The organism is Parasutterella sp. St.1A3, from assembly GCF_059728705.1.
Window position 1 is genome coordinate 727,976 of record NZ_BAAGFK010000001.1, and the last position, 25,552, is coordinate 753,527.

Here is a 25,552-nt window from a genome sequence, read left to right on the forward strand (position 1 = left end):
TGAGATTTCGAATGAAGGGGCCTCAGCTTGACGAACTCAAAAATATGTGTAAAATGCACGCCTCATTGAACAACGCCAAGCGCTGTTCGAGATGCAGAAACAAATTTTTACATTGAATTTTCCTGTTTCAGTTGACAAGAATTTTCAGTTCTGTAAAATAGCAATTCTGCGCTTGAGAAATCAAGCAAGTTCTTTAAAAATTTATCGACGACCGATAAGAGCGGGCGCTGAAGGTTTAAGCGGGTTTAGGAGACTGAATTCGCGAAGCAATTTTTAGCTCGCACTTATTGGATGAAGGAGTAGAAATACTCCGTCAAACACCAAGAGAGTGATTCGAGCGACAACAGAGATTAAACAAAAGAGTTTGATCCTGGCTCAGATTGAACGCTGGCGGAACGCTTTACACATGCAAGTCGAACGGTAACAGCGAGGAAAGCTTGCTTTTTTCGGCTGACGAGTGGCGAACGGGTGAGTAATGCATCGGAACGTGTCCGCTCGTGGGGGACAACCATCCGAAAGGATGGCTAATACCGCATGAGTTCTACGGAAGAAAGAGGGGGACCTGCTTGCAGGCCTCTCGCGAGCGGAGCGGCCGATGACTGATTAGCCGGTTGGTGAGGTAACGGCTCACCAAAGCAACGATCAGTAGCTGGTCTGAGAGGACGACCAGCCACACTGGGACTGAGACACGGCCCAGACTCCTACGGGAGGCAGCAGTGGGGAATTTTGGACAATGGGCGCAAGCCTGATCCAGCTATTCCGCGTGTGGGATGACGGCCCTCGGGTTGTAAACCACTTTAGTAGAGAACGAAAAGGAGCTATCGAATAAATAGCTCTGCTGACGGTACTCTAAGAATAAGCACCGGCTAACTACGTGCCAGCAGCCGCGGTAATACGTAGGGTGCGAGCGTTAATCGGAATTACTGGGCGTAAAGGGTGTGCAGGCGGCTGAGTAAGACAGATGTGAAATCCCCGGGCTTAACCTGGGAACCGCATATGTGACTGCTTGGCTAGAGTGCGTCAGAGGGAGGTGGAATTCCACGTGTAGCAGTGAAATGCGTAGATATGTGGAAGAACACCGATGGCGAAGGCAGCCTCCTGGGACGCAACTGACGCTCATACACGAAAGCGTGGGGAGCAAACAGGATTAGATACCCTGGTAGTCCACGCCCTAAACGATGTCAACTAGTTGTTGGGGATTAAAATTCTCAGTAACGCAGCCAACGCGTGAAGTTGACCGCCTGGGAAGTACGGTCGCAAGACTAAAACTCAAAGGAATTGACGGGGACCCGCACAAGCGGTGGATGATGTGGATTAATTCGATGCAACGCGAAAAACCTTACCTACCCTTGACATGTCAGAGAAGCTTTTGTAATGAGAGTGTGCCCGCAAGGGCGTCTGAACACAGGTGCTGCATGGCTGTCGTCAGCTCGTGTCGTGAGATGTTGGGTTAAGTCCCGCAACGAGCGCAACCCTTGTCACTAGTTGCTACGAAAGGGCACTCTAGTGAGACTGCCGGTGACAAACCGGAGGAAGGTGGGGATGACGTCAAGTCCTCATGGCCCTTATGGGTAGGGCTTCACACGTCATACAATGGTCGGAACAGAGGGCAGCCAACCCGTGAGGGGGAGCAAATCCCAGAAAACCGATCGTAGTCCGGATTGCAGTCTGCAACTCGACTGCATGAAGTCGGAATCGCTAGTAATCGCGGATCAGCATGCCGCGGTGAATACGTTCCCGGGTCTTGTACACACCGCCCGTCAAACAATGGGAGTGGTGTTTACCAGAAGTCGTTAGCCTAACCGCAAGGAGGGCGGCGACCACGGTGAGCACCGTGACTAATGTTAAGTCGTAACAAGGTAGCCGTACCGGAAGGTGCGGCTGGATCACCTCCTTTCAAGAGAAAGCGAATGAAGGCTTTTAGAAGACGCTTGAATTCATTCAGCGCTCACTCTTATCGGCAGTCGATAAATCGAAAAGAAATACGTTCTTTAACAATTCGGAAAGATTGAAAAATCTAACGTTAAGACTGATTTGATGAGAGTCAGTCAAGACGGGTAGTGATTGGAAATCAAGCAAAGTTAAAACTTTGAGATTTCTCAAGCATGAGACATTGACAGCATATGGGCACAAAGAACCAAGTTACTTGTGACCCGGCCGGGCAATAGGCGGCAGGGTTATAGGATCAAGTGACTAAGTGCATGTGGCGGATGCCTTGGCGATCACAGGCGAAGAAAGACGCGGCAGCCTGCGAAAAGCTGCGGGGAGCTGGCAAACAAGCATTGATCCGCAGATATCTGAATGGGGGAACCCACACCGCAAGGTGTATCTGCATCTGAATACATAGGGTGCAGAGGCGAACGAGGAGAACTGAAACATCTAAGTATCCTCAGGAAAAGAAATCAACCGAGATTCCGGCAGTAGCGGCGAGCGACCCCGGAAGAGCCTAACAGCTGATAGTTTGAAGCGTAGTCGAACGGAATGGAAAGTCCGGCCATAGCGGGTGATAGCCCCGTAGGCGAAACGCTTTGAATGGTACTAAGGCAGTGAGAAGTAGAGCGGGACACGTGGAATCCTGTTCGAAGACGGGGGGACCATCCTCCAAGGCTAAATACTCGTGATCGACCGATAGTGAACCAGTACCGTGAGGGAAAGGCGAAAAGAACCCCGGGAGGGGAGTGAAATAGAACCTGAAACCGCATGCATACAAACAGTAGGAGCTTCGTAAGGAGTGACTGCGTACCTTTTGCATAATGGGTCAGCGACTTACATTCTGTGGCGAGCTTAACCGACTAGGGGAGGCGCAGCGAAAGCGAGTTCGAATAGAGCGAACAGTCGCAGGGTGTAGACCCGAAACCAGATGAGCTATCCATGGCCAGGTTGAAGGTGTGGTAACACACACTGGAGGACCGAACCGACTAGTGTTGCAAAATTAGCGGATGAGCTGTGGATAGGGGTGAAAGGCCAAACAAATCTGGAGATAGCTGGTTCTCCCCGAAAACTATTGAGGTAGTGCCTCGTGTATCGCTCCAGGGGGTAGAGCACTGTTTTGGCTAGGGGGACATGGAGTCTTACCAAACCAAGGCAAACTCCGAATACCTGGAAGCGTGAGCACGGGAGACAGAGCACCGGGTGCTAACGTCCGGACTCAAAAGGGAAACAACCCAGACCGCCGGCTAAGGTCCCCAATAATGGCTAAGTGGAAAACGAAGTGGAAAGGCCGTGACAACCAGGAAGTTGGCTTAGAAGCAGCCATCCTTCAAAGAAAGCGTAATAGCTCACTGGTCGAGTCTTTCTGCGCGGAAGATGTAACGGGGCTAAGCCATTAACCGAAGCCGCGGATGCGGAGATTACTCTCTGCGTGGTAGGGGAGCGTTCTGTAAGTCTGCGAAGGAGTCTTGAGAAGGATTCTGGAGATATCAGAAGTGCGAATGCTGACATGAGTAACGTTAAAGCGGGTGAAAAGCCCGCTCGCCGTAAGCCCAAGGTTTCCTGCTCTACGTTCATCGGAGCAGGGTGAGTCGGCCCCTAAGGCGAGGCCGAAAGGCGTAGTCGATGGGAATCGGGTTAATATTCCCGAACCGCCGCCGAATGCGATGGGGTGACGGAGTTTAGAAGGTCAGCCGGGTGTTGGATGTCCCGGTGGGTGAGTGTAGGAGGTCTGCAGGCAAATCCGCAGACGCATCTCCGAGGCAAAGCCGCGATCTGCTAAGGCAGAGAAGTGATTGGACGAACTTCCAAGAAAACCCTCTAAGCGTCAGTTCGGCGGGACCGTACCGCAAACCGACACTGGTGGGCGAGCTGAATATGCTCAGGCGCTTGAGAGAACTCGGGAGAAGGAACTCGGCAAATTGACACCGTAACTTCGGAAGAAGGTGTGCCTGAGTAACGTAGGCGCAGGGACTGCGCTCGCGTGAAAAGGTCTCAGAGAATAGGTGGCTGCGACTGTTTATTAAAAACACAGCACTCTGCCAAGTCGAAAGACGACGTATAGGGTGTGATGCCTGCCCGGTGCTGGAAGATTAATTGATGGGCTGAGAGGCCTTGATCGAAGTCCCAGTAAACGGCGGCCGTAACTATAACGGTCCTAAGGTAGCGAAATTCCTTGTCGGGTAAGTTCCGACCTGCACGAATGGCATAACGATGGCCACACTGTCTCCTCCCGAGACTCAGTGAAGTTGAAATGTTTGTGATGATGCAATCTACCCGCGGCTAGACGGAAAGACCCCATGAACCTTTACTGCAGCTTTGCATTGAACTGTGAACCGATTTGTGTAGGATAGGTGGGAGGCAGAGAAACGTGTACGCCAGTACGCGCGGAGCCAACCTTGAAATACCACCCTGATTTGTTTGCGGTTCTAACCCGGGACAGTGACCCTGTTCGGGGACCGTGCATGGTAGGCAGTTTGACTGGGGCGGTCTCCTCCTAAAGGGTAACGGAGGAGTACGAAGGTACGCTAGGTACGGTCGGAAATCGTGCTGATAGTGCAATGGCAAAAGCGTGCTTGACTGCGAGAGCAACAACTCGAGCAGATGCGAAAGCAGGTCATAGTGATCCGGTGGCTCTGAATGGAAGGGCCATCGCTCAACGGATAAAAGGTACTCTGGGGATAACAGGCTGATACCGCCCAAGAGTTCATATCGACGGCGGTGTTTGGCACCTCGATGTCGGCTCATCTCATCCTGGGGCTGTAGTCGGTCCCAAGGGTATGGCTGTTCGCCATTTAAAGAGGTACGTGAGCTGGGTTTAAAACGTCGTGAGACAGTTTGGTCCCTATCTGCCGTGGGCGTTGGAAGATTGACGGGGGCTGCTCCTAGTACGAGAGGACCGGAGTGGACGCACCTCTGGTGTACCGGTTGTCACGCCAGTGGCATTGCCGGGTAGCTAAGTGCGGACGAGATAACCGCTGAAAGCATCTAAGCGGGAAACTTTCCTGAAGATAAGTCTTCCCGGAGGTAAAACCTCCCTGAAGAGTCGTCCGAGACCAGGACGTCGATAGGTCAGGTGTGTAAGCGCTGTGAGGCGTTGAGCTAACTGATACTAATTGCTCGTGAGGCTTGATCCTATAACCGTGTTGCTTGTGACCGGCTGTGAGGTCCGTGCGAGAAAGAACAAAGTGAAGGCTGAGCTTGAGAGAAATCCAAGGCGCTGCCAAGATGAAGTAAATCGATCCGAATTGGCTCCTTAACCGGAGCGGACAGTTTTAAGCCCGGAGGCCATAGCAGGGCGGAACCACTCCTTCCCATCCCGAACAGGACAGTGAAACGCCTCCACGCCGATGATAGTGAGTTGTATTTCTTGCGAAAGTAGGTAGTCTCCGGGCTCTCCATTCTTAAAACCTCTTGCTGCGAACGCGGTGAGAGGTTTTATTTTGTCTGTGTGGAGGGGTAATAATTTAATCTTCCGAAATTGTTTTTCTATTAATGACCCCGAGTCAAACAGTCGATTCTCTTCAATACGCTCTGTCGTTGGGGCCTTTTTGAGCGTGAATAACTATCCGGAGGTTTTCATCGGAGGAGAATACTCTATGACTAGCACAGAGCATCTCATATCTATTGATTCTAAGATTCAGGAACAAGATTTTCTTGGGTCCGGAGAGATACATCCGGTATTTGTCAAGAATAATCATGGAATTCACTACGTAATTTTCTATAAGAATCATTGGAACCATAATAAGTGCGAAAAGCTTTTTCAAAAACAGTCGGCAGACTTTTCGAGGACAATTCCATTGAATTCGGAAGGAAGTTTCTATCCGAATATCCGGAACTAAAGCAGTACAAAGCGAAACTCATCGGCAGAAAAGTCCTGCTCAGCAAAGACAAGGTATGCGAAGCTCAGCCTGTATTTCGAAATCCGTACTAAGCGGACCTTCTGCTGCTGACAACGAAGACTATATCAGCTGCAGTGCGGCAGATTCTTATGTGCTGCATGAGATCGCTCAGCAAAATCATTTGGCAGCTGGTCTTGAGGCGATATTCGGCAAGGAAAGAGCCGCTCTTCTTCTTTCTCTTTCGATCTTTTTGGCTTCGAATCCTCAGTCGTCAGTCTTTGAGTTTAAATTTGGCAATTCTCAGGTTAGTGTGTCAGACCGATTGACCGCTGGGCGGCGTCTACAAGTGTTCTTTGAGCCAATCTCTGAGTCGGAGCTCACCGCCTTTCTGAGAAGTCGTCTTCATCACACAAAGCCTGAGTCAATTTATTGGTGTTTTCATACTAAGTCGGTGCTGTCCTACACAGAGCTGAATCGTCTGGCAGCTTCAGGCGGCTGCGGCGGACGCTTCGGATTGTCTCTGCTTAATTTGGTTGGCATGCATCGTTTCAGATGATTCCGGTGAACCTGTCTTCTACCGAGTTCTTGAAGATCATGTGAATGATCCTCTGGCAGCTGCGCAATTGCTTTCGACTGCTTCGGATTTGAGAACTTCTCATATTGACCTGGTTATAGACAGTGTTCTTACATCGCCTTCACACCTTGATCGTCTATATGAACAGCATATAGGCTTTATATGCGGCTTTAACACCGATGAGAATATCTGTGAGAGCGCAGTAGACAGCTTAGCGCCTCAGCTCTCTTCCGACGGGCCTGACACGTTTCTTGCGGAATACGGAGTACAAGCAAAAACGTTAAAAACTTTCTGGCCGCATAGGGATAAGGAAACTCATAATCCAGAGAACGGTCCTCTTAATTTTCATGTTTATTTGGACCCGCTTCGTGCTGCCTGTGAAAAAGAAATACTGTTAAAAAGGCTAAGAGAGATAAAGGATAAGCTTGAGGAGAAAGTCGTCTTAAAAGACTCTGATAAAGGTTTGGTCAAGCGCTTCTTTATAAAAGATAAGCGAGGATGGCGCTATAGTCCGGAAAAATGGAAGGAAGAAGATCTTACCTTCGGCCTGCAGGTTCTAGCCTCTAACAAGGAGGTTTCAGATGGTAAAGCCCTCGACTTATATCTTCAGCCACTGCTGTCCAAAATAATTTGATTTTAAAACTTGCCATCTGGATTTATCAGGGTTTACGTCTGCCGGAGCCTAAATGGTGAAATCAACCCCCTCTCCAAGAAAATAGACAGCCCTGTGACGATTCCGGAGGACTCTCCCATTCCTGTATATCTGGCTTGTTAAGCCTATGTTCTAGCGATTTACAGGTCATAAGGTTTAACTTGAAGTATCTGGCTAATCTGCAAAACGTCCAGTTATACCTGGAACGGCGCCTCATTAGCTCCAGCAGAAGTATGGCAATGGCAGCTGTCCAAATCTGTGTCATAACTGCGTTCTCTGTTGTTCCTACGAACGATTTAATGACCAGATTCTGTTTTATGCGTTTAAAAAACAATTCAATTTGCCAACGGTCCTTATACAAGTCGGTAACTTCGGGAGCAGTTAACTCCTTGCTGTTGGTGAGGAACTCAAACCAACGATCGGTTTTTTCGCCATACCATTGGACCACTCTGAATCGCATATCTTCGCAATGCTTTCGTGCTTGAGTACCGGTAAAGCTCATCTCGTAGAGTCCCCATTTCTTATCAGGATCCTCTTGTATAAGACCTTTCCTTATAGGTGTATGTACAGCGTTATCTTTAAGGCGAGTTACAAAAGTTACGCCTTTTTCACTGAGCCTTTTAAACAGGCTGTAATCGTTGTAGCCTCGATCCATCACTACGATGGATCCCTTTGGAATATTTTCCAGAATGCTCTTTGCACCTTTAATGTCGCTTACTTTGGCCGGGGTCTCAGCAATGACCTCCGGTAAACATAGGTCGTTGTTCAAAAGCGTATGTAGCTTTATTCCGCCTTTTCTTCTGCGATGGTGCGCCCACTCAAACAAACGCAGACACAAGCTTATTGTCGTTGAATCCAGCGAATAAACGGGCTTTGTAAAACGTTCGCTAAGGCGCCCTTGGATTTCATGACGGAATTAATCCAGTAATACGTGATAGAAGTCCTCGTAAAGCTTGTAAGGACGATTCTGGTTAGCGTGGCTTAAAGTAGAGCGGCAGGCTGCTTTTGCTCCGATATGATTAAGTTTGCCTAGACTCGAAAAAAGACCGTCAGAAATTTCCCTGAGTGAGTCTGCCCCCGTCAGTTGGCAAAAAAGCATTGCAATAAATTGACTCCAACTTGAGAAGCCTTTGGATGCCTTGTCTGACTGATGCTTGTTGACTAAATGTTGAAATTCAAGTTTGCAACCCATTGACTGGACAAGATGCGCAAACATGGATATGGTTGCTCTTTGCATGCCGAATCCTTCGATTTTTTATTGTTGGGAACTTTAAATTTATCGAAGATTCGGCATCTTTGAATCTAGACGTTCCGAAAAAATTTATTTTGGACAGTAGTGATCTTCAGCAGGAAGTTATTGAAAAAACTTTAATAACCTCAATGAAAAATGTTCCGACCGGTTCATGCTCAATGATGAAAGAGGGTTAGAAGGAAAAGTGTTTGTTTTATTCCTGAGTTTAATCCTCGTAATGAATCTGAAGAGGAGGCTGACGAGGGCCAGAAAATCAGAGAGATCGGACTCAGTATTAAAGTACTTGCCAGACGATACCTCTGAATTTATGAGGGTAGCTCGCGCATATCGAGCGATTGGAGGAGATCGCAGGTTAATGCAGGATAAATTCAGAGAAGCATTGAAATCTTTGCAAATCGACCTTCCTTAAGAACAACGGCGGGATGGGACTAAGAAATTTTGCGCAATTGCAAATTAGAAAAATTTTTGATGTTCCGGTAAATTGCAACGGCGAAGATGCTGCAGTTAATTCCGCAGACAATTAGTTCACGTCAGAGACGCTGTAGCTCAAGCGATTTGTTGAGGGGATAATCTGTTTCAGATAACAAAAAACCTCGCAACGCAATGATCTGCCTTGGGAGGTATCTGTTTTCTGCACCGAACATAATATTCGGGAGAAATGGCGCGCCAGGCAGGAGTCGAACATATGCAGGAATAAGCCCAGTTCAAAGATAGAGCGTTTTGGATTTATTTTAATAAAAATACTTTAAAAACAAATAGAAATTTACAAAATAAGTATGTAAAAATTTTCTGATTCGGAGCGTTAAGGAACGCAGAAGGAAGATTTTTGCTATGCTTTATGTGGTGTTTTTGAGGTGTTTTTTATGAAAGCGAAAGTCACAGTGAAAAATTATCTGACTCTTCCGGACGGTTTCTACACGGCGGCGCCTAATCTGCTTTACGTTGTCAGGGGCAACACGCGACGCTTCGTGTTCCGCTACATGGTGGACGGTAAGAGGCGGGATAAATCCATTGGACCTGTAAGCAAGGTCGATCTCACACAGGCAAAGAGTACCGCCAAAGAGTTTCTGGGACGGTTAGCTAGCGGTCTGCCGCTCACCCAAAGTACGAAGGAGAGACTCGCTGAGGAGTACTCAAGGGCAGAGATTCCGAGCTTCAAGAGTTTTGCAGAACAAACGATAGAGAAGATCAAAGAGGTGAAACGATGGAGAAGCAATAAGACGTACGCCAACACGGTCCAGTACTTTAATAGCTACGTGTACCCCGTCATCGGAAATAAACGAATAGATGAAATCAAACGAGCGGATGTCGTGGCGGTTCTCGAGCCGATATGGTCTGCCAAAAATCAGACGGCTTTGAAAATCAGAACTCGGCTTGAAAGCATTCTGGCCTATGCGGTAAACGAGGGGTATCTAGAATTTAATTGCGCGTTGTGGAAAGGGAACCTTGACCAGTATCTTCCGCCGCCGTCAAAAGTCAGAACGGTTAAGCACCACATATCTATGCCTTTGGAGGAACTACAGGAAAAGCTCAAGTGCTTTCTTCCTGCCAACAATCGGACGCGTCAGCTTATTCTCTTCACGATTCTGACGGCATGTAGGGTAGGAGAGACGGCAGGCGCAAAGTGGTCGGAGTTTAATTTTGAAGAGAGAGTGTGGAGTATTCCACCTGAGCGGCGTAAGGATAGCAAGCCGTACCCTCATAGAGTTCCTTTGAGTGATCAGGTGGTCGAGCTTTTAAATTCTATTGAGCGCAAGGGTGAGTACGTGTTTGCGGTGCGGGATACGCTAGGCAGCAAGTATTCTTTGAGCGTACTTCTTAAACGAATGACAGGGACAACTGCCACAATGCACGGGTTCAGAGCAACGTTCCGCGACTGGGCGGCGGAGAATGAGATCAACGACAGCGTTGCAGAGAAGTGTCTGATGCACTCTGTGGGCAACGCTGTCTTTCAGGCATACCAGCGGAGCGACTTATTAGAGTTGAGACGCCCCGTCATGCAGGCGTGGGCTGACACTGTTTTTGCTTTGCAGCCTTTCCGGAAGTTTTGAAAACCAATCGGAAAACTCTTTTTCCGTCCATACCTGGCGCCCCTTCATGTACCGGCCGCCGGGGAAGAACCCTTCACGAATCCAGCGCTCGATTGTCTTAACGTGGCGGCCTGTAAGTTCGGCAATATCGCTCTTCTGTAAAATTTGCTTGTTCATTTCTCGTTCTCCAATTCCTTGATTCGGTTGTTCACGTGCGCGGCGAGCTTGACCCAAAACGCCGCATAGTCGCCGCGGGTTGTTGCCATTGCCGATTCACCGATGACTCCCTCGGCTCGACGGAGCCACACGAGAAGCTCGAAAAAGCGGTCGCTCACTGTTGCGGCGCCGGCTGATTTCCGACGGTTTAGATACCACTGAGCTTTCTTGAGGTCCTGCAATTCAGAGGAGCCCTCCTTGTGGCCCGCACGGAAACAATATTTGAGAGCGTTCCCCTCGCAGAACGGCAGGCGCTCGCAGAAATCGATCGGCTCCAGCTTGATTGCCTGCCCCTCATAGTGCTCGGGGTGGTTGATAAGGTCAGTTGTCATTTCGTTTCTCCTTTTTATTGAAATGCTTCTGTCTCATGAGTCTTCCGACTCGGTCTTTGTCTGTTTCTTGGACGCCGTGCGGAATTCCTAGGGCCTCGCGTCTTGCGTGGTCTTCTTCCACGATCTGCTTAGCGGCAAGGAACTCCTTCAGGGTGCGCAGCGGGCTGTGCTCCATGCCCTCTCGCAGTAGCTCAGCGATCTGCCAACAGACATCACGCAGGACGTTGAGCTCCTCAGCGGTGCCCGTATAGCCGTGCGTCTTTCCCTCGCGCTTGCGCTTTACGATACGGCTATAGGCGTGGAGGGCGCAGTAGTGGTCGGCTTGGAACTCTCTCACCTCGGACTCCTGACCAGGCCAACGGCGATCGACCAGCATGAGGCCGCCCCAATTCAGCAAATCTTGGATTTGGTGCATGTGATCGTCCGTTGCGAGTCCTCTTGGCAGAGTGATCTCGACCACGAGCATGATGTCGGTGATGATTTCTTTCACACGGTCGATGTTCTTGCGGGAATAGAACACGCCCGGGTTTTTGACGGTGCGCGGCTTGTATGCCTTTCTTGGCTTCTTGTTCGACGGCATCATTCGTCCCCTAAAATCGCAGTCTTTTTATCGAGCAGAACATCCAGTACTTCACGCTTGGAGGCAAGGCGCTCTTTCACCACCTCGTCCAGTGTCCCCTTGGCCACGATGTAGTGCACGAAGGAGGGGCGCGCGTGTCCTGCCTGAGCCTGACGGACCGCGCCTATGCGCTCGATGATCTGATCGTGAAGCTCAAGGGACCAGCCGCAGGAGAAGAACACCAGAATGTTTCCTCCGTCCTGAAGGTTGAGCCCGTGGCCGCATGATGCGGGGTGCGCAAGCAGTAGCGGGATGCGTCCTGCGTTCCAGTTGCGGATGGTCTGTGGGTCCTTGTCAAGAAGCTTTGCCTGAGGGAACGCTTGCTTGATGCGCTCCACCTCGTGCCTGAAACTATAGGAGCACAGCACAGGCATGCCGTTTGCCTCCTCGATGACGGACCTCAGAGCGTCGATCTTCGCGGAGTGGAATAACTCGAAGCCTTCACCTTCTTCGGAGTACACGGCCCCACTTGCCATCTGAAGCAAGCGCCCCGTTTTAACTGCGGCGTTCGCTGCTGTGATCTCCTCTCCGTTCTCAAGCTCAAGGTACAGCTCGCGAGCGAAGCGGCGGTACTGCTTCATAACAAGAGGAGGGAGCTCAACCACCACGTCATTAGAGATGTTCTGTGCGACATCGAAGTAGTCCTCGGGGTTGACAGTAACTGTGATGTCCTTCAGCTTCTCCTTGATCTTCTCGTCCGACCCTTCAAACGGTCTCCACTCGCACCAATGCTGAGCGGCTCCGCCGTGAGTGACGGGGTAGAAGTACTGCTTTTGGAAAGCAGTGAAGGACTTGCCGAGGCGCGCGCCTTTATCGAGGAACCACATCTGCCCCCACAGGTCAAGCATGCCATTGGGCGCCGGTGTTCCTGTCAGCTCTATGAACCCCTCGGACTGATGGGCAACCTTAGCTAGAAACCTAGCCCGCTGCGTGCCCTGCTTGGAGCGTAAGCCTTTGAGCCGCGTACTCTCGTCGGCAACAATGAGGTCAAACGGCCAGTTGTCGCCGCACCAGTTGATGAGCCACGGGATGTTCTCATAGTTGATGGTGTAAATGTCCGCGTCTGTCTCGAGAGCCTGGATGCGCTCCCGCTGATTGCCGCAAACGACAGAGGCCTTGAGGTGCTTGAAGTCGTCCCACTTGAGGAGCTCATCGGGCCATGTGCTTTGCGCAACACGGAGCGGCGCAACGATAAGCGCTTTGAGCTTGGGCCTCTTTTCCCTGATGCGTCGGATTGCTTCAAGCGTGGCAGAGGTTTTCCCCATACCCATCCCCGCGAAAAGTGCGATACGCTTGCGCTGAAGAATCGCCTGAATCATCCGCTCCTGATAGGGTCTCGGTGTGAATTTCATAAATCCCTCGTCACGTTCACGCCACCAAAGAGACCCCAGCAGATAGCGGTCTTGATGCTATCGGTATCGTGGCAGACGAAAACCTCAAACGCTCCTTCGTCCTCGAGGGTGCGAATCATCCTCTGCTGTTGAGGAGACAGGCGCCCCTTTTTGGCCTTGAGTTCGATAAGGATGTGACGCCCGTCACGCATCAGCAACCAGTCGGGGGCTCCAACAGTGCCCTCGAAGCCGAGCTTGAATGCCGTGATGCCGAGCTTCTTGCAGGCTTGTTTTAGAAACAGTGTGTTCTGTCCTTCAGGTGTGGTCATTGGTTCTTCTCCAGCAGAGACTCGATGGTGAAAACAAGAGCTTCATCCAGATGCTTTTTGGCAGAAATAACTAGGGTCGTGATCTCCTTGATATCCACCGAATCGCCGGAGCCTCTTCTAATTGCTAGTTTTTTGATCTTGTTCAAGTCGCCTTCAGCGCATTCGATCGCGTTAAAAAGCGAGGAGAGGTTTAAAGAACGTTCCTTTAGAATTTCAAATAAATCCCTTTTGGAGTCTTTCATGTTTATTCCTTCATCATACGTGTGCCCGCATTGCGGGACTAAAACATTTAGTGATATCCATCCAGTTAAAAGTCAAGAAACCTATGAGACCCATTTTTACGGGGACGACTATCTCTGTATTACAGAGTGTCTGAGCTGTAAGAAGCCTGTGCTTTGGTACAAAGAAGCGATTGTTTGGCCGCTTAAACAAGGAATACTTCCGGTCGAAGAAATGCCGGAGGATGCAAAAGAAATATTCCAAGAGGCTCAAAGCATCCTCAGCCTTTCTCCTCGCGCTGCTTGCGCCCTTCTTAGAATCTCTCTGGAGCTCCTTGTTAATTACGCGGGGAGACTTGAAAATCCGGAAGGGTTCAAAGAAAAGGCTCGTCTTATTGATCGCATTGAGTCCCTTGGTGCCAGCGCCCACATCAAAGAACTTCTTCACGTTTGTAGAGTGATTGGCAATGAATATGCGCATCCGGGTGTTATTAACATGGAAGGATCGGATAACCTTGAAATGGCTCAGATTCTTTCCAGGTTGATAAACCAACTCGTTGAGATTTGGGTGAAGCCCTATCTGGATGCTCAGCGTGCCAAAGAATTGTTGGGTAAGTAGACTCATTTGTTCTCCTCAAGCAACTTCAAGAACGCAGAAAATCCCCGCTCTTTGTGCATAACAATCCGTCCCGTTGTGACGTAATAGATAAAAACCTGCCCGCTCAGATAGACATTGATCTGTCCGGACTTCTCGAAGGTCTTAACGAGGTAGCCTTTTGTTTCGAGCTCCGCAGTGAGCTTGGGGAGCTCGTGTTTGATAACCTCAGATGCTTTCATCGGTCCTCCAATCAGTGGCGGGTCTCGTTATCAAACGCATCCAGGTATTCTTGGATTGACGCATGCAATTCCTTCAGCCCATGAATCGGGAGCAGGCAGCAGTACCTCTTGCCTTCGGAGTCAACAAACTGCAAGAACGGCGCTTCTGCGTCGCCATTGAATCGACCGAGGCCGAGGGGAAGGATGAGTCTGCCTCTGCCTTGCCCGTCACAGAGGGGTTCAACCTCGCGGAGGGTTTCCGCGGCCTCTTTCGCGGCGTCCTCTGCTTTCTGTTCCAGTTCTTCCGTGGTGTAGTTTTTGAATGTGCTGTACATAATTACTCCTTTCTATATCTGTAAGTTTCAAACCCCGCCGCTACAAGCGGCAGGCCTTCAGCCCATGAGGGCAGTGACGACATGAGTTCCTCCATGTGTCGATGATTTCGGGTTTTGTCATCAGGTATTTCGCATATGTACTCGTCGTGTACAGACAGGACGATCTCGTAGCCCGCCTTCTCAAGTCTCAAGCCTGCTTCAAACAACAAGTCGCATGCGACAGCCTGAGTAATGTTCTCGACAATCTTTCCGCCCCACGTCTTGAGGCGCTCGAATTTTCTGGTCCGCTGGTTGTTCCCCATGTAGGTGACGTCGCCTCCTTCGGACGCTCTCGGCGCCGGGTAAACAAGGAAGCGACCTGACGGGAGATGCAGCAGAAGCCAGTTTCCATAACGTCGAGCGTATAAGCCGGGGCGAATCGGAAAAGACTTGTTCGGAATCTCAATAGCTGAGCGGACGGCGGTCTCGCACGCTGACCAGAACGCAACGATCTGAGCGTTGGCGTTGCGCCACGATTGTTTCACAGTGTTGCATGCGACCCATACGTCATGCGGCAATTTTGCGGTGATCTTCTTCTCGAGCGCCCATTCCCACATGTTCTCTGAGTCCGCATAGACCTCAGGGTCTGCCGTTTTTCTGACGAGCTCTGACATGTGGGTGAAGTCGATGCCGAATTTGTCTGCGAACTGAGCAAAGGCGCCAGCTCCTCCGCCGTAACCGAGGGCAAGCTCCTCAACTTTGCCGATCTGACGGAGCTCTTTCGTCACCTTCTCAGGGTCCACGCCGAACGTGCGGCCGTACGTCAGCTTGTAGAGGTCGTGACCTTGGCCCGCATCGAACTCTCGGAAGGCTTGCAGTTTCCACTCTTCGCCTGCGAGCCATGCGAGCACTCGGCCCTCCACATTGGAGTAGTCAGCCACGCAGAGGCGCTTGCCGGGTGATGCGACGATAACACCCCTCAGGCACTCAGACAGGAACTCGGACGGGTGCTCGTACGCAAGGTCAAGCGCGTCGGCTTTCATCAGCTCGATAGCGGCCTCGATCTCCTGAGCTCCTTTGGTAGGACGGGGTAGGTTTTGCGGCTGGAACTTAACCCCTGAAACTCGCCCTGTTCTGGAGGCGCCTCGGAATTGGAGGCACCCTTTGAGGCGGCCTTCAACATTGCAGTTTTCAACCACCTTGTATTTAGCTTTACTGGTCTTTGCGCCTCTGAGTCGATCGCGCAGTATGTCCTTGACCGGCTCAGGTATCTCAGGGTCGTCGAGATACCGCTCAATGTCTGTTGATCTGAGGGACTCAAGCTCGATACCATAGGCCTCACGGATATGATCGAGAATGGCCTGTCTTTGGTTGACGGAGGAGACAGCGCCGCCTGTTTTCTCAGCGATCGCATCGTCCATCTCGTCCTTACTTTTATCAGCCAGCTTAATCGCTGCACGCACGAGGTCGAGATCGACACACATACCTCGGCGGTTGATTGTGACGTCCAGGAGTTGGAATTCTTTTTCCTGAACCGTGTTGTTGAACCCTGGAAAGCGCTTGTAGATTTCACGCATGGAGGAGACGTCACGGCGGCAGTACTCGACGAATCGCTCCCAATCTGCGGGGGTGTCCTCTCGCTTCATGCGGTAGTTCTTAATCCCGTTCTTAAATTTAGGGACGCAGAATTTCTGAATCAGTCGTGAGCCGTCCTTATCCTTAGCGATGTCGGTCGGCAGTTTGAAGATTTTGCACAGCTCTCCGAGGCCGCCCGGCAGCGCATGCTGATAGGCGATGACCCTCACGTCGTCGCACTGGATAAGCGGCAGGTCGATGTCCCGATACTGGAGGAAGACCGTGTCGAACATCACGCCGTTTACCCACACGTGCCGAGCGCCGTACGACTGGATGTCGTGAATGGCGGCCCTGAGATCGTCAGGCATGTTAGGTTCCTGGTCAACGTCCCAAACTTTCACGGGCCCGTCGTTGAGGGCGTATGCCCACAGGAGAATGCGGGCGGATTTGTCGGCCGCATAGGCATGCGTGCCGTATTGGATCGGAACCTCGGAGTAGGTCTCGAGGTCCATAAAATAGGTTTTGATTTTCATATGAGCTCCAAATTTTGGAGGCTTGGCGCGCAGGTCCTTCTACGGAAGGCCTTTGGTATCCCGCGGACTTAAGGTTATGACAACCTAAGGACGGGGCCGAACTTTTCGGTTTTGACGCGCCTCTGCCTTGAAACTGAGCTCGTTTGAAAACAAGCTCAATTCTAAAGCGCCTCCTCATAAAGAGGAGGAGTAGTGCTTACCAAGAAACGTCGTCTTCGGTCTCTTCCGAAACATCCTCCGCGAGGTCATCAAAGTCAGAATCAGAGATGCCTCTTCCTCCAAGGAACGGCTCCCCGTCTTTCTCGAAAATCATTCCTTTGAAGTCGAACTTCACGCCCTTAGCACCTTTAAAGTCGTATGCCTTGGGCTCAAGAATCAGAGTGACATAGCATCCGTCATAGACGGAGCCTGGTTCACCTTCCACGCAGAGTTTTTGTGGCTCGCCTTTAAACGTGCGCTGCTTAAGAATCGGAGCAGGAAGTGGGTTACCTTTGTCGGTCTTAGTGTTGCGGGTTACTTTGACGGATGGGTAGCTTCCAAGGTACTTATCTTCACGAATGCGGGCTGCCAGGAAGTCAGATTTGAGATTCTTGAAAATCTTTTCTGCGTCGCCTTTCCACAAGGCTTTGGCAGACCGTTTCATCTCGTCCTCGAGAAACTTCAGTTGCTCCTCGGAGATGATGCAGGTTGCAGAGTACTGATCTTTGCCGGAGAGATTAGCGGCCGGACGATAAAGGGCGGCGAAAGGGCCAACACGTACGCCTCTTAAAAAGAGAATATTCGGATTGGATTTCATTCGACCGTAAGTTGCATGTTGTTGATGTTCACTAGTCATTTTTCAGTTCCTAAAATATTGAGGAAAGCGTCTTTTGATGATCTCCCGCGCGTCGTCCAGCGCTTTCCGTCGGGCCGCTGACTCTCCTCGTGGGAGCCAAGGCTCAATAGACGCGGCGGTTTTAAGCACCTCCTGCGCTACCCGCGGCAGAGGGTTCTCAAATAGGTACGCTGCCGGGATTTGCTTCAGATGTCGTCTCTTTTGTTCCATCTGCAATCACCTCGAGGTCGTCCTCAGTCACGAGAGCAAGTGAGATGCTCGGGCGCTTGTCGCTCGCAGGCACGAGCTGAGGTTTGCCCGGGTTGCGAGTGATGAGCTCCTGAAGAGTTGCCCACTGGCGCTCACCGATGACGGGCTTGCCGTCCTCACGCTTGACCTTCTTGTGAAGCTCCTCTGCTCGTGTCGGCCCGATGACCTCTTTCTTGTAGGCGAAGTCCTTGGGGATGCGCATGGACTTGAGCACCTCCTCGGCTTCAGCCTTGTTCTTCCAGCGGCGAATGCCTTTGTTGCCTTCCACGATCTTGAAGCCCGGTACCTCGTTTCCGAGGCTGATGCGGTTGAAAACTTCGGCCTCAACGTCGGAGAACCAATCGTTCACCTGTTTTTTAAATTGCAGGAGGGCTCCAAGCTGATCGTCTGTGGCGTCCTTCGGTGTCGGAAGACGCTTCGGAATGCTGAGCGCCTTCGAGACGACATTCACGAATGCGGGGCAGGAGCTTCTTGCGGGGCAATAGCGGCAGGCCTCCTGTGTCGGTGTGAATTCGCCCTCCACGGGGGGTCTATCCATGATCTCGTCCGCCCTTCTGACAGCCAGTGCAACGTCCACGCCGAATTCTCTCAGGTCCTCGCGTGAGCATGTCCAGGTGTTGACGGGATTCTGGCCGGGCGCTCTCGGCTGCACGATGTGAAGCGTGATGGTGTCAATGTCCTGAGCGCCTTCCGCCTGTAATGCCGCCCATGCATAGATCATGAGCTGTTTGTTTCTCTCAGCCGGAACAGGGATGCCCACACCGTGTTTATAGTCGAACACGTGCAGCTCATTGCCGCTTGAGAGGATGCAGTCCGCGTACCCGTACTGATCGGGCACCCCGTAAATCGGGCTCAGAGGGATGCGGCCCTCGACTATCCATGAGTCGGGCGTGTCGAAGTAAGAATCTCGAATGTCTTCCAGATATACTTGCGCGCACTCTCTGAGCTCCTGGTCCGTAACACGCTTGAGGATGGTGTCGATCTCCTCACCGTCACGAAGCAGGGCGATCGCGCACTGCTCCATCACGGAGTGGGCTCTCGTGCCTTCCTCCGCATCGGGGCTCGTGGTGAATACACCATAGTCGCGGACCATCAGGGGAGAGGCCGTGCAGACCATCCAACGGGAGGCGGCTGACGGAGGAAACAGCGAGTGGCCGCGGCTTGCGGACTCGTCAACGACGGGAATGATAGGGGTCAGATCAGGCATTTTGCTCACCCTTTGCGTCGTCGATCGCCTTCTGCATATGAGCTATGAAAGCGGCGTGCTGATCGTGCGTGATGTCGTCCACGGTTGTGGGTTTGCCCAGGAATGCGTCACGGACCTCTTCAGTCCTCAAGCGGGCGGCTTTACCATCCATCTGACCCTTAAGCACCCGGAAGAGGGCTCCGCAAATGCGAGTTCTTTCGGCTTTTTCAGCGTCCTCGTCCACAACCTCAGGTACCTGTTTTACTTCAGGAGCCTTTTTCTTGGGTGCGGGCTTAACGGGTTTTTCCTCGCTCGCAGGCGCGGGCGCGACAGGTTCAGATTTTTCGCCTAGTCCAGCCTCGGTGCCGGCCGACTCGACCGCAGCTCCGGTTTCCCCGCCTTGGTCACAAGTTTCAACCTGCTTTTTCAATTTAATAACCCCTTCTGTTTCGGGGTTTTCGAGGCCCTCTATCCTGCACTCGATAGAAACGATTTGGCTATACGCTTCTGCGATATCGCGATTCAGCCAGGAGAGCGAGCAGGGGGCGGGCTCCGCGTAAGCATTGTTGTTAAACAACTGTTTAATTGTCTCCTCCAGAGCCACGCGGGCGGCCCTGATCGAGTTATGAGCTATACCTAAATTCAGTTTTTTCTGCATTCATTCACTCCATTATTTGAGCACCGATCAGCCCCGGCGCCGGAGGGCTTAAAACCTATACGGCCGGCGCCGGAAGAGCATCAATAGCGCGGGGCGGTCGTCTCCTATCGAGATCGATAAGCCCGGAGAATTTAATTTTTTCGGTCGCTCCGCTATCCAGGCGCCTGGCTGCCACTCTCAACATCTCGCGAATTGAACCGGCTACCAATGCACGGAAAACGAGACCGCGGGCGCTGTCGGTTTCCTGCGCTGTCAGGGGCGCCCCTTGATATCCAGTCTCGAAATAAATGAACGTGACCACAGGCGCCGGCAGCGCCTCAATAGAGAGGCGAGCGACATACCGAGCGGGCGGGGCGGCGCCGTCGATTTCAGCCGCTTTAACGGCCCTTATTTCTATCCTCGTTTTATGCATGTTCACAGGTCCTAAAAACGCAAAAAAGGACGCTCCGGAGTTCGTTCCGGGGCGTCCTTATTTCTGTCTGGCGAGCGTGCCAGAGATCTAACAATTCGATTTGTCTAACTAAAAGCGCCGGGGTTTAATCCGGCGCCTGATCTTTAAAAACTTGTGAATACTTTTATTGGAGGGCTGCTAGCGTAGATTTAACTGATTTAATTGCATAGTCCATTAAATCCGCCTGTTCCTTAAACCACCTCCGGTATGTCTCAAATTGGTTTAACGCAGCCTCCAGCTCATAGCGCGCGTTAATCCAGTCTTCAGAGATAACAGGAGCGGGCGTCGGGGCTTGAGAGTAGGAGGGATAAACCGGCTGCGGCTGAAACATTGAATCAATGTAGGCTATTGCCTGGCTGATCTGACTACTGGGAATCTCCCAATAGTGATTAACTCCCATAGCGTTATTAACCTCTCCAATATAACCAGTCCAGAAATGAAACCGCGGAAGATGCGCAGCGATTGCATCCCGCAGCGCCTTTCTTTCCTCCGGTGTGTTTTGGACAATAGAGGCCGCGCCCGGGTTGCGATACCAACCGGCTGTAACAACATCGCCGGGCATCGCCTTAGCAGTGTTGAATTTAACCGGTGTTACCGGAGCGACTGGAGAGGATAAGCGGGCGGCGTTAACGCCGTTGATTGACGCGTTTAAGTTGATATTCATGATAAATAATCCTGTGTAAATATGTTTATTTATCGCCCCTGTTTAGAGGGCGCCCGGGTGCTAAACACCTATACACAGTTAGGCGAGATTATTTCCCTTACGGGTCTTTTATTCTCTGCACGCCCGGGCATAAAAATAGCCGCTTATCTGTCGGGGCGGTGTTTTCCGCTGTGTACCAGGTTTGTTTAGAACCTGATCGCAGAATACAACCGCCGTTTTACGCTGTCAATATGTGCACTCTTGAGGGCTGTATACTTGCATTAATAAGTCTATGCAACTATATCCCTCGTTATGAAAAATATATTTCTCGTTTTAGCCTGTCTTATCCCTTTAATTAGCGCGGCTGCTCCAAAGGTGACTCCTGATAAATCTTCAATTGACTATGAGACAGAATATCAAATAAATCGAACCCTACTAAATTATTGTATTCATACCTTTGTAGCCACCACTGACGACGGTATATCTGATGTCCAGACCATCGCGAAAGCTGCTAGAGTGAACTGTAAAGAGGATTTTAAAAAAACGTTGATTTATTTTTGTAAATCCACTAAAGGGGTTTACTGTGAGTCTAATAGTTTTCTCAATAACCTTCTTAACAGTGACGAACTTCTATATAGCACTTTCGTTATACCTGTTTTAAAAGAAAGACGAGATAAAAACAAAACAGATAAGCCGTAAAGTATTCACAAGTTTTTAAAGAGCGGGCGGCGGGTTAATGCCGCTTTTAGTTTTATAAACCGACTCTAATAAATCGGCTTATAGAACCCCCGGCCCGGATTTAAGGAGGCGGCCGGAGTCCTCCAGGTGCGTTATTTTCTGAACGCTGCCACAACGTCGCGGCGGCGGGCCGTGACCGGTAATAAACGCGTATCGATCGGGGCGCCGGGTCGGTCGGTTTCACGTGTCCAATAAACACGGTTGCCAACGATTAAACCAGGTGAATAAACCTCACGGCCGCCCGCGGGCGTCTGAATTCTGAAACTAGTAATCATTTCGCGGCCCTCCGTTCCATATAATCCCAGATCGCTATCTGGCTGGATTCATTCAGGTATTCCGTAAAACTCAGATCAGCCGGATAAACGTCCTCGGTACGTTCTAAATAAGATTGCAGCGCGTCTAAAACTAAACTCAACTGGACACCACTCCAGGCGCTGCAATCCTCCCAACGATCGATATCGTTGTCATAGCGCGGGATGAAACCGGAGCGAGGTTTTAGCACTCCATAAACATAGTCAGCAAAATAGTTTTTATCGCGTGATTCCAGCCAGGCGCCACAGCGCAGAACATCGCGGCGGCTGATCTTGCAATACAGATAATCAGTGCGATAGTTGTAATAGGCCGGTGAGTCGAGATGATCGAACGATACGGAAATATCAAGGCCGGCGCCGTCGTCAATTTCCGAGGTGTGTTCTTTCAGCCAATCAGGATAAAAACCAGCGTATTTATTTGCGAGATTGATACGGATAGAGGGCCTGAGGTTGAAATCATCTGAATCGAGATTAGCGCCCGTTTCGGTATTTTCATACTCGATAGCTGAGTCGATTTCATCGTCGATAAAACCAGATAAAGCACTCTCGTAGAAACCGCAAAACGGAATCGGTATAGCTACAGTTTCAGCAAGCGCGGCGGCGTCCATAGCTGCAAGCGCGGCGAGGAATGAGAATTTAGCAGTCATGATTATTCCTCCTTCTTCTCAGTGTTACGGGCGGCGGCCGTAATGTTCATAATTTCAGCTAAAACGGTGCTGCTCGCACGTGAACCCTCCCACGGGGGCAATTGATCTAGAACATTCCTCCCCGGAAGTCCGTAGGAGCGCAGCAGAGCAGCAATCTCGGAGTATGTCCAACACTGGCAGAAGCAGACGCATTTAATTAGTGCCAGCTCCAACCAATAGGGATCAATCACTGAATCTATCGCGCGATTGAGCTCCTCGATAGTTTCGAAACTGTCATAGTCGATATCACCGAGCGCCTCAATCGTTTCACGAGTTAAACCCTTATACAGGGGCGCTAGTCTCAACAGTGCATAGTGGAACAGCGCGGCCGGTCGGTTGTCTCTAATTTCAGTGTCACACTGGCAGTATTGAGCCGCGCGGATGTGGTCATAGAAACTATAAGCGTCAACAGGATATAAACCCTCATTAACAACGCGTTCCATCCATCCGGGGGCGCTGTTGGATTTATACAGCCAAGTGGTGAGATTGTAGTTATAGATATCAACCGCGTTATCTGCAAACTGACTAATTGCGTCGCTGATATACGTATCGGGGGTTGCGTCGCCTAATTCAGCCGCGAAATCGGACAGAGATGTTTCAACACTGCGCGGCTGGAGATTAGCCACCACCTCGAGGGCGTGGGTCAGGTCCAAAACAGTAGCATCGCCGTTATTTTCAGCGGCGGCAATGATAGCGGCTGCGAGAGCGGAGGGGTTTAATTTGTTTGTCATTTTCGGCCCCCTTAGATGATTGCGGACAGGATGACCGCGAGCGGCGCCGTTGCGATGACGAGCGGGGCGGCGATTGTGACCGGGGCGGCCACCAGTGTGAGGGTAGCGAGTGCGACCGTCAGAATGAAAATGATCGCGCGGGAAAGTGTTTTAGAAAGCGTCATATTTAAAATCCTCGTTAGTTGTTTGTTAAAAAATTCAATAAGCAAATAGTAATAGCAAAGTGCAAATAATGCAAGCTATGCAACTAATAAAATTTGTAAATTTCGCAAATATTAGGGAAATCACTTAGATTTTTTATACATTGCGTGGGCTAATAGTTGTTATGCGTTTATTTTTGCGGGCGCCTAATATGTAGATTTTTGCGGATTCAGTTGCTAATAGATAGCGAATATGTAAATTTTTGCAGGCGTGTAGATTTTTGCGGGTTGTATACGGCGGATAAGCAGAGTTTTTTACCTGTTTTCTATAAAGTTCGTATACGTAAAAAATTAAAGGAATAATGAATAGAAAAATACGTATATAGAAGTTGTGTAAAAACTAAGATTTTTTCTGTTTATCCGCGCCCTGAAAAATACACACCTGGAAGACAGGGCGGCGCCGGTAGATTGCACAACCCGGACGGGTCGATAGGTTGGAAGGTTGGAAGGTTGGAAGGTTGATAGGTTGACAGATTGGCAGATTGGCAGATTGGCAGATTGATAGGCTGCAAGCGTTTCGGGCTCCCTAACTCCAGCCGAGAAAACGAGAAAAGTAGCGCGCCTGTGAACCCTAAACCCCCGCGGGTGATCGTAATTAACTAATTGAATTTACTCAACATAATAGCGGTTATGTTGAATAGTACGGGTTTTTAGCGGGGTGATTCGCAGTTCCCGTTTGGATGGGTGATCGACCGCGCTTTTCGCCAGGTGGGGTGGGGCCCAATTTGGCTGCCGGTCCGCGGGTAACCTCCTGTGAGTTCCGCAGGCTTAGAAAAACCATTTTCAAAAAATTTTGCAAAATTTCAAAAATCGATTTTGAGGCACTTTTTAAGCTCGTCACTGCATTTAAATTTTCGGATAAGAATTTATCGACAAAAGAATAAAAGCCTCTCAAATCGACGATTTAATGCCTTCCTGTCGATTCTAGAAGTCAATCGTGCTAGACTTCTGTAAAAGGATAAAAAACCTCTCGGAGACCAAGATCATGAAGCTGCATCGCTGGATAGCGTTCAACTCTGCGGGCCGAAGAATCGGTCAGGAGCATCCGCGTGCAAAATTCACCGATCGGGATGTTGAGATGGCAATCCAGCTCAGTTACGAGGGTTTTTCCCTATCAGAAATTTCTCGTAAACTCGAGATACCGAAATCAACAATTTGCCGCTGGCTGAGCGGAGAGAGCAGGGGCCAGGCAGTGGCCCGATGGATGCGAGGGGAATATGGCACGCAAAAAGGCGCAGGAAACGCTTGAGAGGCTTTACCCAAAGAAGCCCGACCCGAGGTACACGCCGAAGACGGTGAAGCAGGCAGTAAACCACATTGCCGGCGCCAAGAAGCCGCCCAAAGCAAAACGCGCAACCTGGGAGCAGAAGGTTCATATGAGTGAAGCAATCGCCCCCTTATACACAAAACCGACCACAGAGGTGCCTCCAGCCATTGTCGGTGGGAAGTGGTCGCCTGAGCGTGAGGAGCATCTTTTCGCCTTTCTCACGCAGGGCGGAATCATCCGTGTATGGCTGAACATGGCGGGCCTCAGCTATAACGACATCTACCATCGCAGGAAAAAGGACCCGAGCTTTGCCGCAAGATACGACGAGGCCAGAGCTGTAGGAATGGACGCGTTGGCCGATGAAGCACTTCTGATCGCTTCGAGTCCGATAACGTGTGAAGAGGTTGCGGAGACGGAGCTTGCCGATGGAAAGCGAGTGGTTGTCCGCAAAAGAGGCGACAACACTTACGCCCGCAAACTGGCGTTTTACGCTCGCGTGGAGCTTCTGAAGAAGTGGGCTCCCGAGCGCTACGGGGACAAGATTTCCGTTGACGTCACAGACAAAAGAGCCGCCGGTATTTTGGCGGCTCGCAGACGGCTGCAAGGACTGGACTAGCTTCTGTACAGATCGTTGTAGGAGTAAGGCAGAGTGAAGATAGTAACCGCACGCGTGCCTTTGTCGTTGGCCCAAACGACGGCCTGCAAAGGGTCGTCAGTAATGTTAGGACCGCGGAATAGCTTTTCCCAGCATTTTGGGACGCCGTGTGTAAATTCTGAAAAGCCGATTTCAACAACAAAATGATCGGCTCGCACACAAAAGATATCGGCATCAAGAGCGGCAAAGCTGTGAGACTCAACCATATGGAATGACTCTAGGAACGACGTTACTTCCTTGTACACTTTCTTGTTATAGTCGCTGTAATGGTGGCCGTTTGCCGCTTCGCCGATACGGAGCCCTGCGCAAAGACAAATTCCTTTTTCAAAAGCCTCTACAAACGTGCGGCCTAAGAATCCGTTGAATAAAAATTTTTCCAT

28 protein-coding genes and 3 rRNA genes are annotated in these 25,552 nt (G+C 50.6%); 11 read left to right on the forward strand and 20 right to left on the reverse strand.

The annotated features are described in order from the left end of the window. Positions 1–352 precede the first annotated feature (352 nt). The 6 genes from AC6I1F_RS03440 (at position 353) to AC6I1F_RS03465 (ending at position 6,979) form a co-directional block, all read left to right on the forward strand. Positions 353–1,897, forward strand: a 16S ribosomal RNA gene (locus AC6I1F_RS03440). Between the two features lie 286 nt (positions 1,898–2,183). Next, positions 2,184–5,066, forward strand: a 23S ribosomal RNA gene (locus AC6I1F_RS03445). Between the two features lie 143 nt (positions 5,067–5,209). Continuing rightward, positions 5,210–5,324: ribosomal RNA gene (rrf, locus tag AC6I1F_RS03450) — 5S ribosomal RNA — on the forward strand. Together the 16S, 23S and 5S rRNA genes form the textbook arrangement of a ribosomal RNA operon. 353 nt (positions 5,325–5,677) lie before the next feature. Next, entirely contained in the window at positions 5,678–5,863 is a 186-nt protein-coding gene (locus tag AC6I1F_RS03455) for a hypothetical protein (RefSeq protein WP_290150153.1), read from the forward strand. Next, positions 5,827–6,327, forward strand: a complete 501-nt coding sequence (locus AC6I1F_RS03460) for a hypothetical protein (RefSeq protein WP_290150152.1) — start codon at positions 5,827–5,829, stop codon at positions 6,325–6,327. The genes AC6I1F_RS03455 and AC6I1F_RS03460 overlap by 37 nt, the downstream gene beginning before the upstream one ends. A gap of 40 nt (positions 6,328–6,367) precedes the next feature. Then, complete coding sequence (locus AC6I1F_RS03465) at positions 6,368–6,979, forward strand: hypothetical protein (protein WP_290150151.1); 612 nt, start codon at positions 6,368–6,370, stop codon at positions 6,977–6,979. 61 nt (positions 6,980–7,040) lie between these two features. Here AC6I1F_RS03465 and AC6I1F_RS03470 read toward each other — a convergent pair whose 3' ends face one another. Together AC6I1F_RS03470 and AC6I1F_RS03475 are read right to left on the reverse strand one after the other, a co-directional pair. Further along, positions 7,041–7,901 (reverse strand): IS4 family transposase, encoded by an 861-nt coding sequence (locus tag AC6I1F_RS03470; RefSeq protein ID WP_497801786.1) that lies wholly within the window; start codon positions 7,899–7,901, stop codon positions 7,041–7,043. A 12-nt stretch (positions 7,902–7,913) separates the two neighbouring features. Beyond that, a complete protein-coding gene (locus AC6I1F_RS03475) occupies positions 7,914–8,234 on the reverse strand; it encodes a DUF4372 domain-containing protein (RefSeq protein ID WP_160334148.1) in 321 nt (106 codons plus the stop codon). A gap of 878 nt (positions 8,235–9,112) precedes the next feature. Here AC6I1F_RS03475 and AC6I1F_RS03480 point away from each other — a divergent pair. Further along, positions 9,113–10,300 carry a tyrosine-type recombinase/integrase gene (locus AC6I1F_RS03480; protein ID WP_290432670.1) on the forward strand — a complete coding sequence of 396 codons (1,188 nt, stop codon included), beginning with the start codon at positions 9,113–9,115 and terminating at the stop codon, positions 10,298–10,300. Positions 10,301–10,452: 152 nt separating this feature from the next. Here the strand turns inward: AC6I1F_RS03480 and AC6I1F_RS03485 are convergent, their stop codons facing one another. Genes AC6I1F_RS03485 through AC6I1F_RS03505 form a run of 5 tightly spaced genes read right to left on the reverse strand, consistent with a single transcriptional unit; the run spans position 10,453 to position 13,348 of the window. After that, positions 10,453–10,827 carry a DUF3310 domain-containing protein gene (locus AC6I1F_RS03485; protein ID WP_288319286.1) on the reverse strand — a complete coding sequence of 125 codons (375 nt, stop codon included), beginning with the start codon at positions 10,825–10,827 and terminating at the stop codon, positions 10,453–10,455. Next, positions 10,817–11,410, reverse strand: coding sequence for a hypothetical protein (locus AC6I1F_RS03490; protein WP_160334083.1), 594 nt, complete (start codon positions 11,408–11,410; stop codon positions 10,817–10,819). The genes AC6I1F_RS03485 and AC6I1F_RS03490 overlap by 11 nt, the downstream gene beginning before the upstream one ends. Beyond that, the gene (locus AC6I1F_RS03495) at positions 11,407–12,798 is read right to left on the reverse strand and encodes a DEAD/DEAH box helicase (protein ID WP_289187160.1); all 1,392 of its coding nucleotides are present in this window, start codon (positions 12,796–12,798) and stop codon (positions 11,407–11,409) included. Before AC6I1F_RS03495 ends, AC6I1F_RS03490 begins: the two co-directional genes overlap by 4 nt. After that, positions 12,795–13,106, reverse strand: a complete 312-nt coding sequence (locus tag AC6I1F_RS03500; RefSeq protein ID WP_160334081.1) for a VRR-NUC domain-containing protein — start codon at positions 13,104–13,106, stop codon at positions 12,795–12,797. Before AC6I1F_RS03500 ends, AC6I1F_RS03495 begins: the two co-directional genes overlap by 4 nt. Next, positions 13,103–13,348: a hypothetical protein gene (locus tag AC6I1F_RS03505; RefSeq protein WP_160334080.1), complete on the reverse strand. Its 246-nt coding sequence runs from the start codon at positions 13,346–13,348 to the stop codon at positions 13,103–13,105. Before AC6I1F_RS03505 ends, AC6I1F_RS03500 begins: the two co-directional genes overlap by 4 nt. Between AC6I1F_RS03505 and AC6I1F_RS03510 the strand changes: the two genes are divergently transcribed. After that, on the forward strand, positions 13,347–13,943 hold the full coding sequence (locus tag AC6I1F_RS03510) for a DUF4145 domain-containing protein (protein ID WP_160334079.1): 597 nt from the start codon (positions 13,347–13,349) through the stop codon (positions 13,941–13,943). The genes AC6I1F_RS03505 and AC6I1F_RS03510 overlap by 2 nt on opposite strands. Positions 13,944–13,945: 2 nt before the next feature. On the opposite strand, the gene AC6I1F_RS03515 is transcribed toward AC6I1F_RS03510, so the two are convergent. From AC6I1F_RS03515 to AC6I1F_RS03550, 8 genes are all read right to left on the reverse strand, one after another. Continuing rightward, on the reverse strand, positions 13,946–14,161 hold the full coding sequence (locus AC6I1F_RS03515; RefSeq protein WP_288319284.1) for a hypothetical protein: 216 nt from the start codon (positions 14,159–14,161) through the stop codon (positions 13,946–13,948). Positions 14,162–14,172: 11 nt separating this feature from the next. Next, positions 14,173–14,475, reverse strand: coding sequence for a hypothetical protein (locus AC6I1F_RS03520; RefSeq protein ID WP_288319283.1), 303 nt, complete (start codon positions 14,473–14,475; stop codon positions 14,173–14,175). Positions 14,476–14,477: 2 nt separating this feature from the next. Further along, positions 14,478–16,562, reverse strand: a complete 2,085-nt coding sequence (locus AC6I1F_RS03525) for a DNA polymerase (protein ID WP_288319282.1) — start codon at positions 16,560–16,562, stop codon at positions 14,478–14,480. Between the two features lie 196 nt (positions 16,563–16,758). Continuing rightward, positions 16,759–17,397, reverse strand: coding sequence for an ssDNA-binding protein (locus AC6I1F_RS03530; protein WP_288319281.1), 639 nt, complete (start codon positions 17,395–17,397; stop codon positions 16,759–16,761). Between the two features lie 157 nt (positions 17,398–17,554). Further along, complete coding sequence (locus AC6I1F_RS03535; RefSeq protein WP_288319280.1) at positions 17,555–18,853, reverse strand: DUF2800 domain-containing protein; 1,299 nt, start codon at positions 18,851–18,853, stop codon at positions 17,555–17,557. After that, complete coding sequence (locus AC6I1F_RS03540; RefSeq protein WP_288319279.1) at positions 18,846–19,490, reverse strand: hypothetical protein; 645 nt, start codon at positions 19,488–19,490, stop codon at positions 18,846–18,848. Before AC6I1F_RS03540 ends, AC6I1F_RS03535 begins: the two co-directional genes overlap by 8 nt. Positions 19,491–19,545: 55 nt before the next feature. Next, a complete protein-coding gene (locus AC6I1F_RS03545; RefSeq protein ID WP_160334072.1) occupies positions 19,546–19,902 on the reverse strand; it encodes a hypothetical protein in 357 nt (118 codons plus the stop codon). Between the two features lie 163 nt (positions 19,903–20,065). Further along, a complete protein-coding gene (locus AC6I1F_RS03550) occupies positions 20,066–20,605 on the reverse strand; it encodes a hypothetical protein (RefSeq protein WP_290432671.1) in 540 nt (179 codons plus the stop codon). Between the two features lie 291 nt (positions 20,606–20,896). Here AC6I1F_RS03550 and AC6I1F_RS03555 point away from each other — a divergent pair, with 291 nt between their 5' ends. Next, complete coding sequence (locus AC6I1F_RS03555; protein ID WP_288319278.1) at positions 20,897–21,283, forward strand: hypothetical protein; 387 nt, start codon at positions 20,897–20,899, stop codon at positions 21,281–21,283. 131 nt (positions 21,284–21,414) lie between these two features. On the opposite strand, the gene AC6I1F_RS03560 is transcribed toward AC6I1F_RS03555, so the two are convergent. Genes AC6I1F_RS03560 through AC6I1F_RS03575 form a run of 4 tightly spaced genes read right to left on the reverse strand, consistent with a single transcriptional unit; the run spans position 21,415 to position 23,214 of the window. Continuing rightward, entirely contained in the window at positions 21,415–21,597 is a 183-nt protein-coding gene (locus tag AC6I1F_RS03560; RefSeq protein ID WP_160334070.1) for a hypothetical protein, read from the reverse strand. Further along, positions 21,594–22,280: a hypothetical protein gene (locus tag AC6I1F_RS03565; protein ID WP_290432672.1), complete on the reverse strand. Its 687-nt coding sequence runs from the start codon at positions 22,278–22,280 to the stop codon at positions 21,594–21,596. The genes AC6I1F_RS03560 and AC6I1F_RS03565 overlap by 4 nt, the downstream gene beginning before the upstream one ends. 2 nt (positions 22,281–22,282) lie before the next feature. Continuing rightward, positions 22,283–23,050 (reverse strand): hypothetical protein, encoded by a 768-nt coding sequence (locus AC6I1F_RS03570; RefSeq protein WP_290432673.1) that lies wholly within the window; start codon positions 23,048–23,050, stop codon positions 22,283–22,285. 11 nt (positions 23,051–23,061) lie between these two features. Further along, complete coding sequence (locus tag AC6I1F_RS03575) at positions 23,062–23,214, reverse strand: hypothetical protein (protein WP_288319275.1); 153 nt, start codon at positions 23,212–23,214, stop codon at positions 23,062–23,064. Between the two features lie 1,021 nt (positions 23,215–24,235). On the opposite strand from AC6I1F_RS03575, the gene AC6I1F_RS03580 reads away from it, so the two are divergent. Further along, positions 24,236–24,499, forward strand: coding sequence for a helix-turn-helix domain-containing protein (locus tag AC6I1F_RS03580; RefSeq protein ID WP_289187170.1), 264 nt, complete (start codon positions 24,236–24,238; stop codon positions 24,497–24,499). Then, positions 24,468–25,133, forward strand: a complete 666-nt coding sequence (locus AC6I1F_RS03585; RefSeq protein ID WP_288319273.1) for a terminase small subunit-like protein — start codon at positions 24,468–24,470, stop codon at positions 25,131–25,133. Before AC6I1F_RS03580 ends, AC6I1F_RS03585 begins: the two co-directional genes overlap by 32 nt. Here AC6I1F_RS03585 and AC6I1F_RS03590 read toward each other — a convergent pair. Beyond that, positions 25,130–25,552 (reverse strand): hypothetical protein, encoded by a 423-nt coding sequence (locus AC6I1F_RS03590; RefSeq protein WP_288319272.1) that lies wholly within the window; start codon positions 25,550–25,552, stop codon positions 25,130–25,132. The two genes, AC6I1F_RS03585 and AC6I1F_RS03590, sit on opposite strands and share 4 nt — an antisense overlap.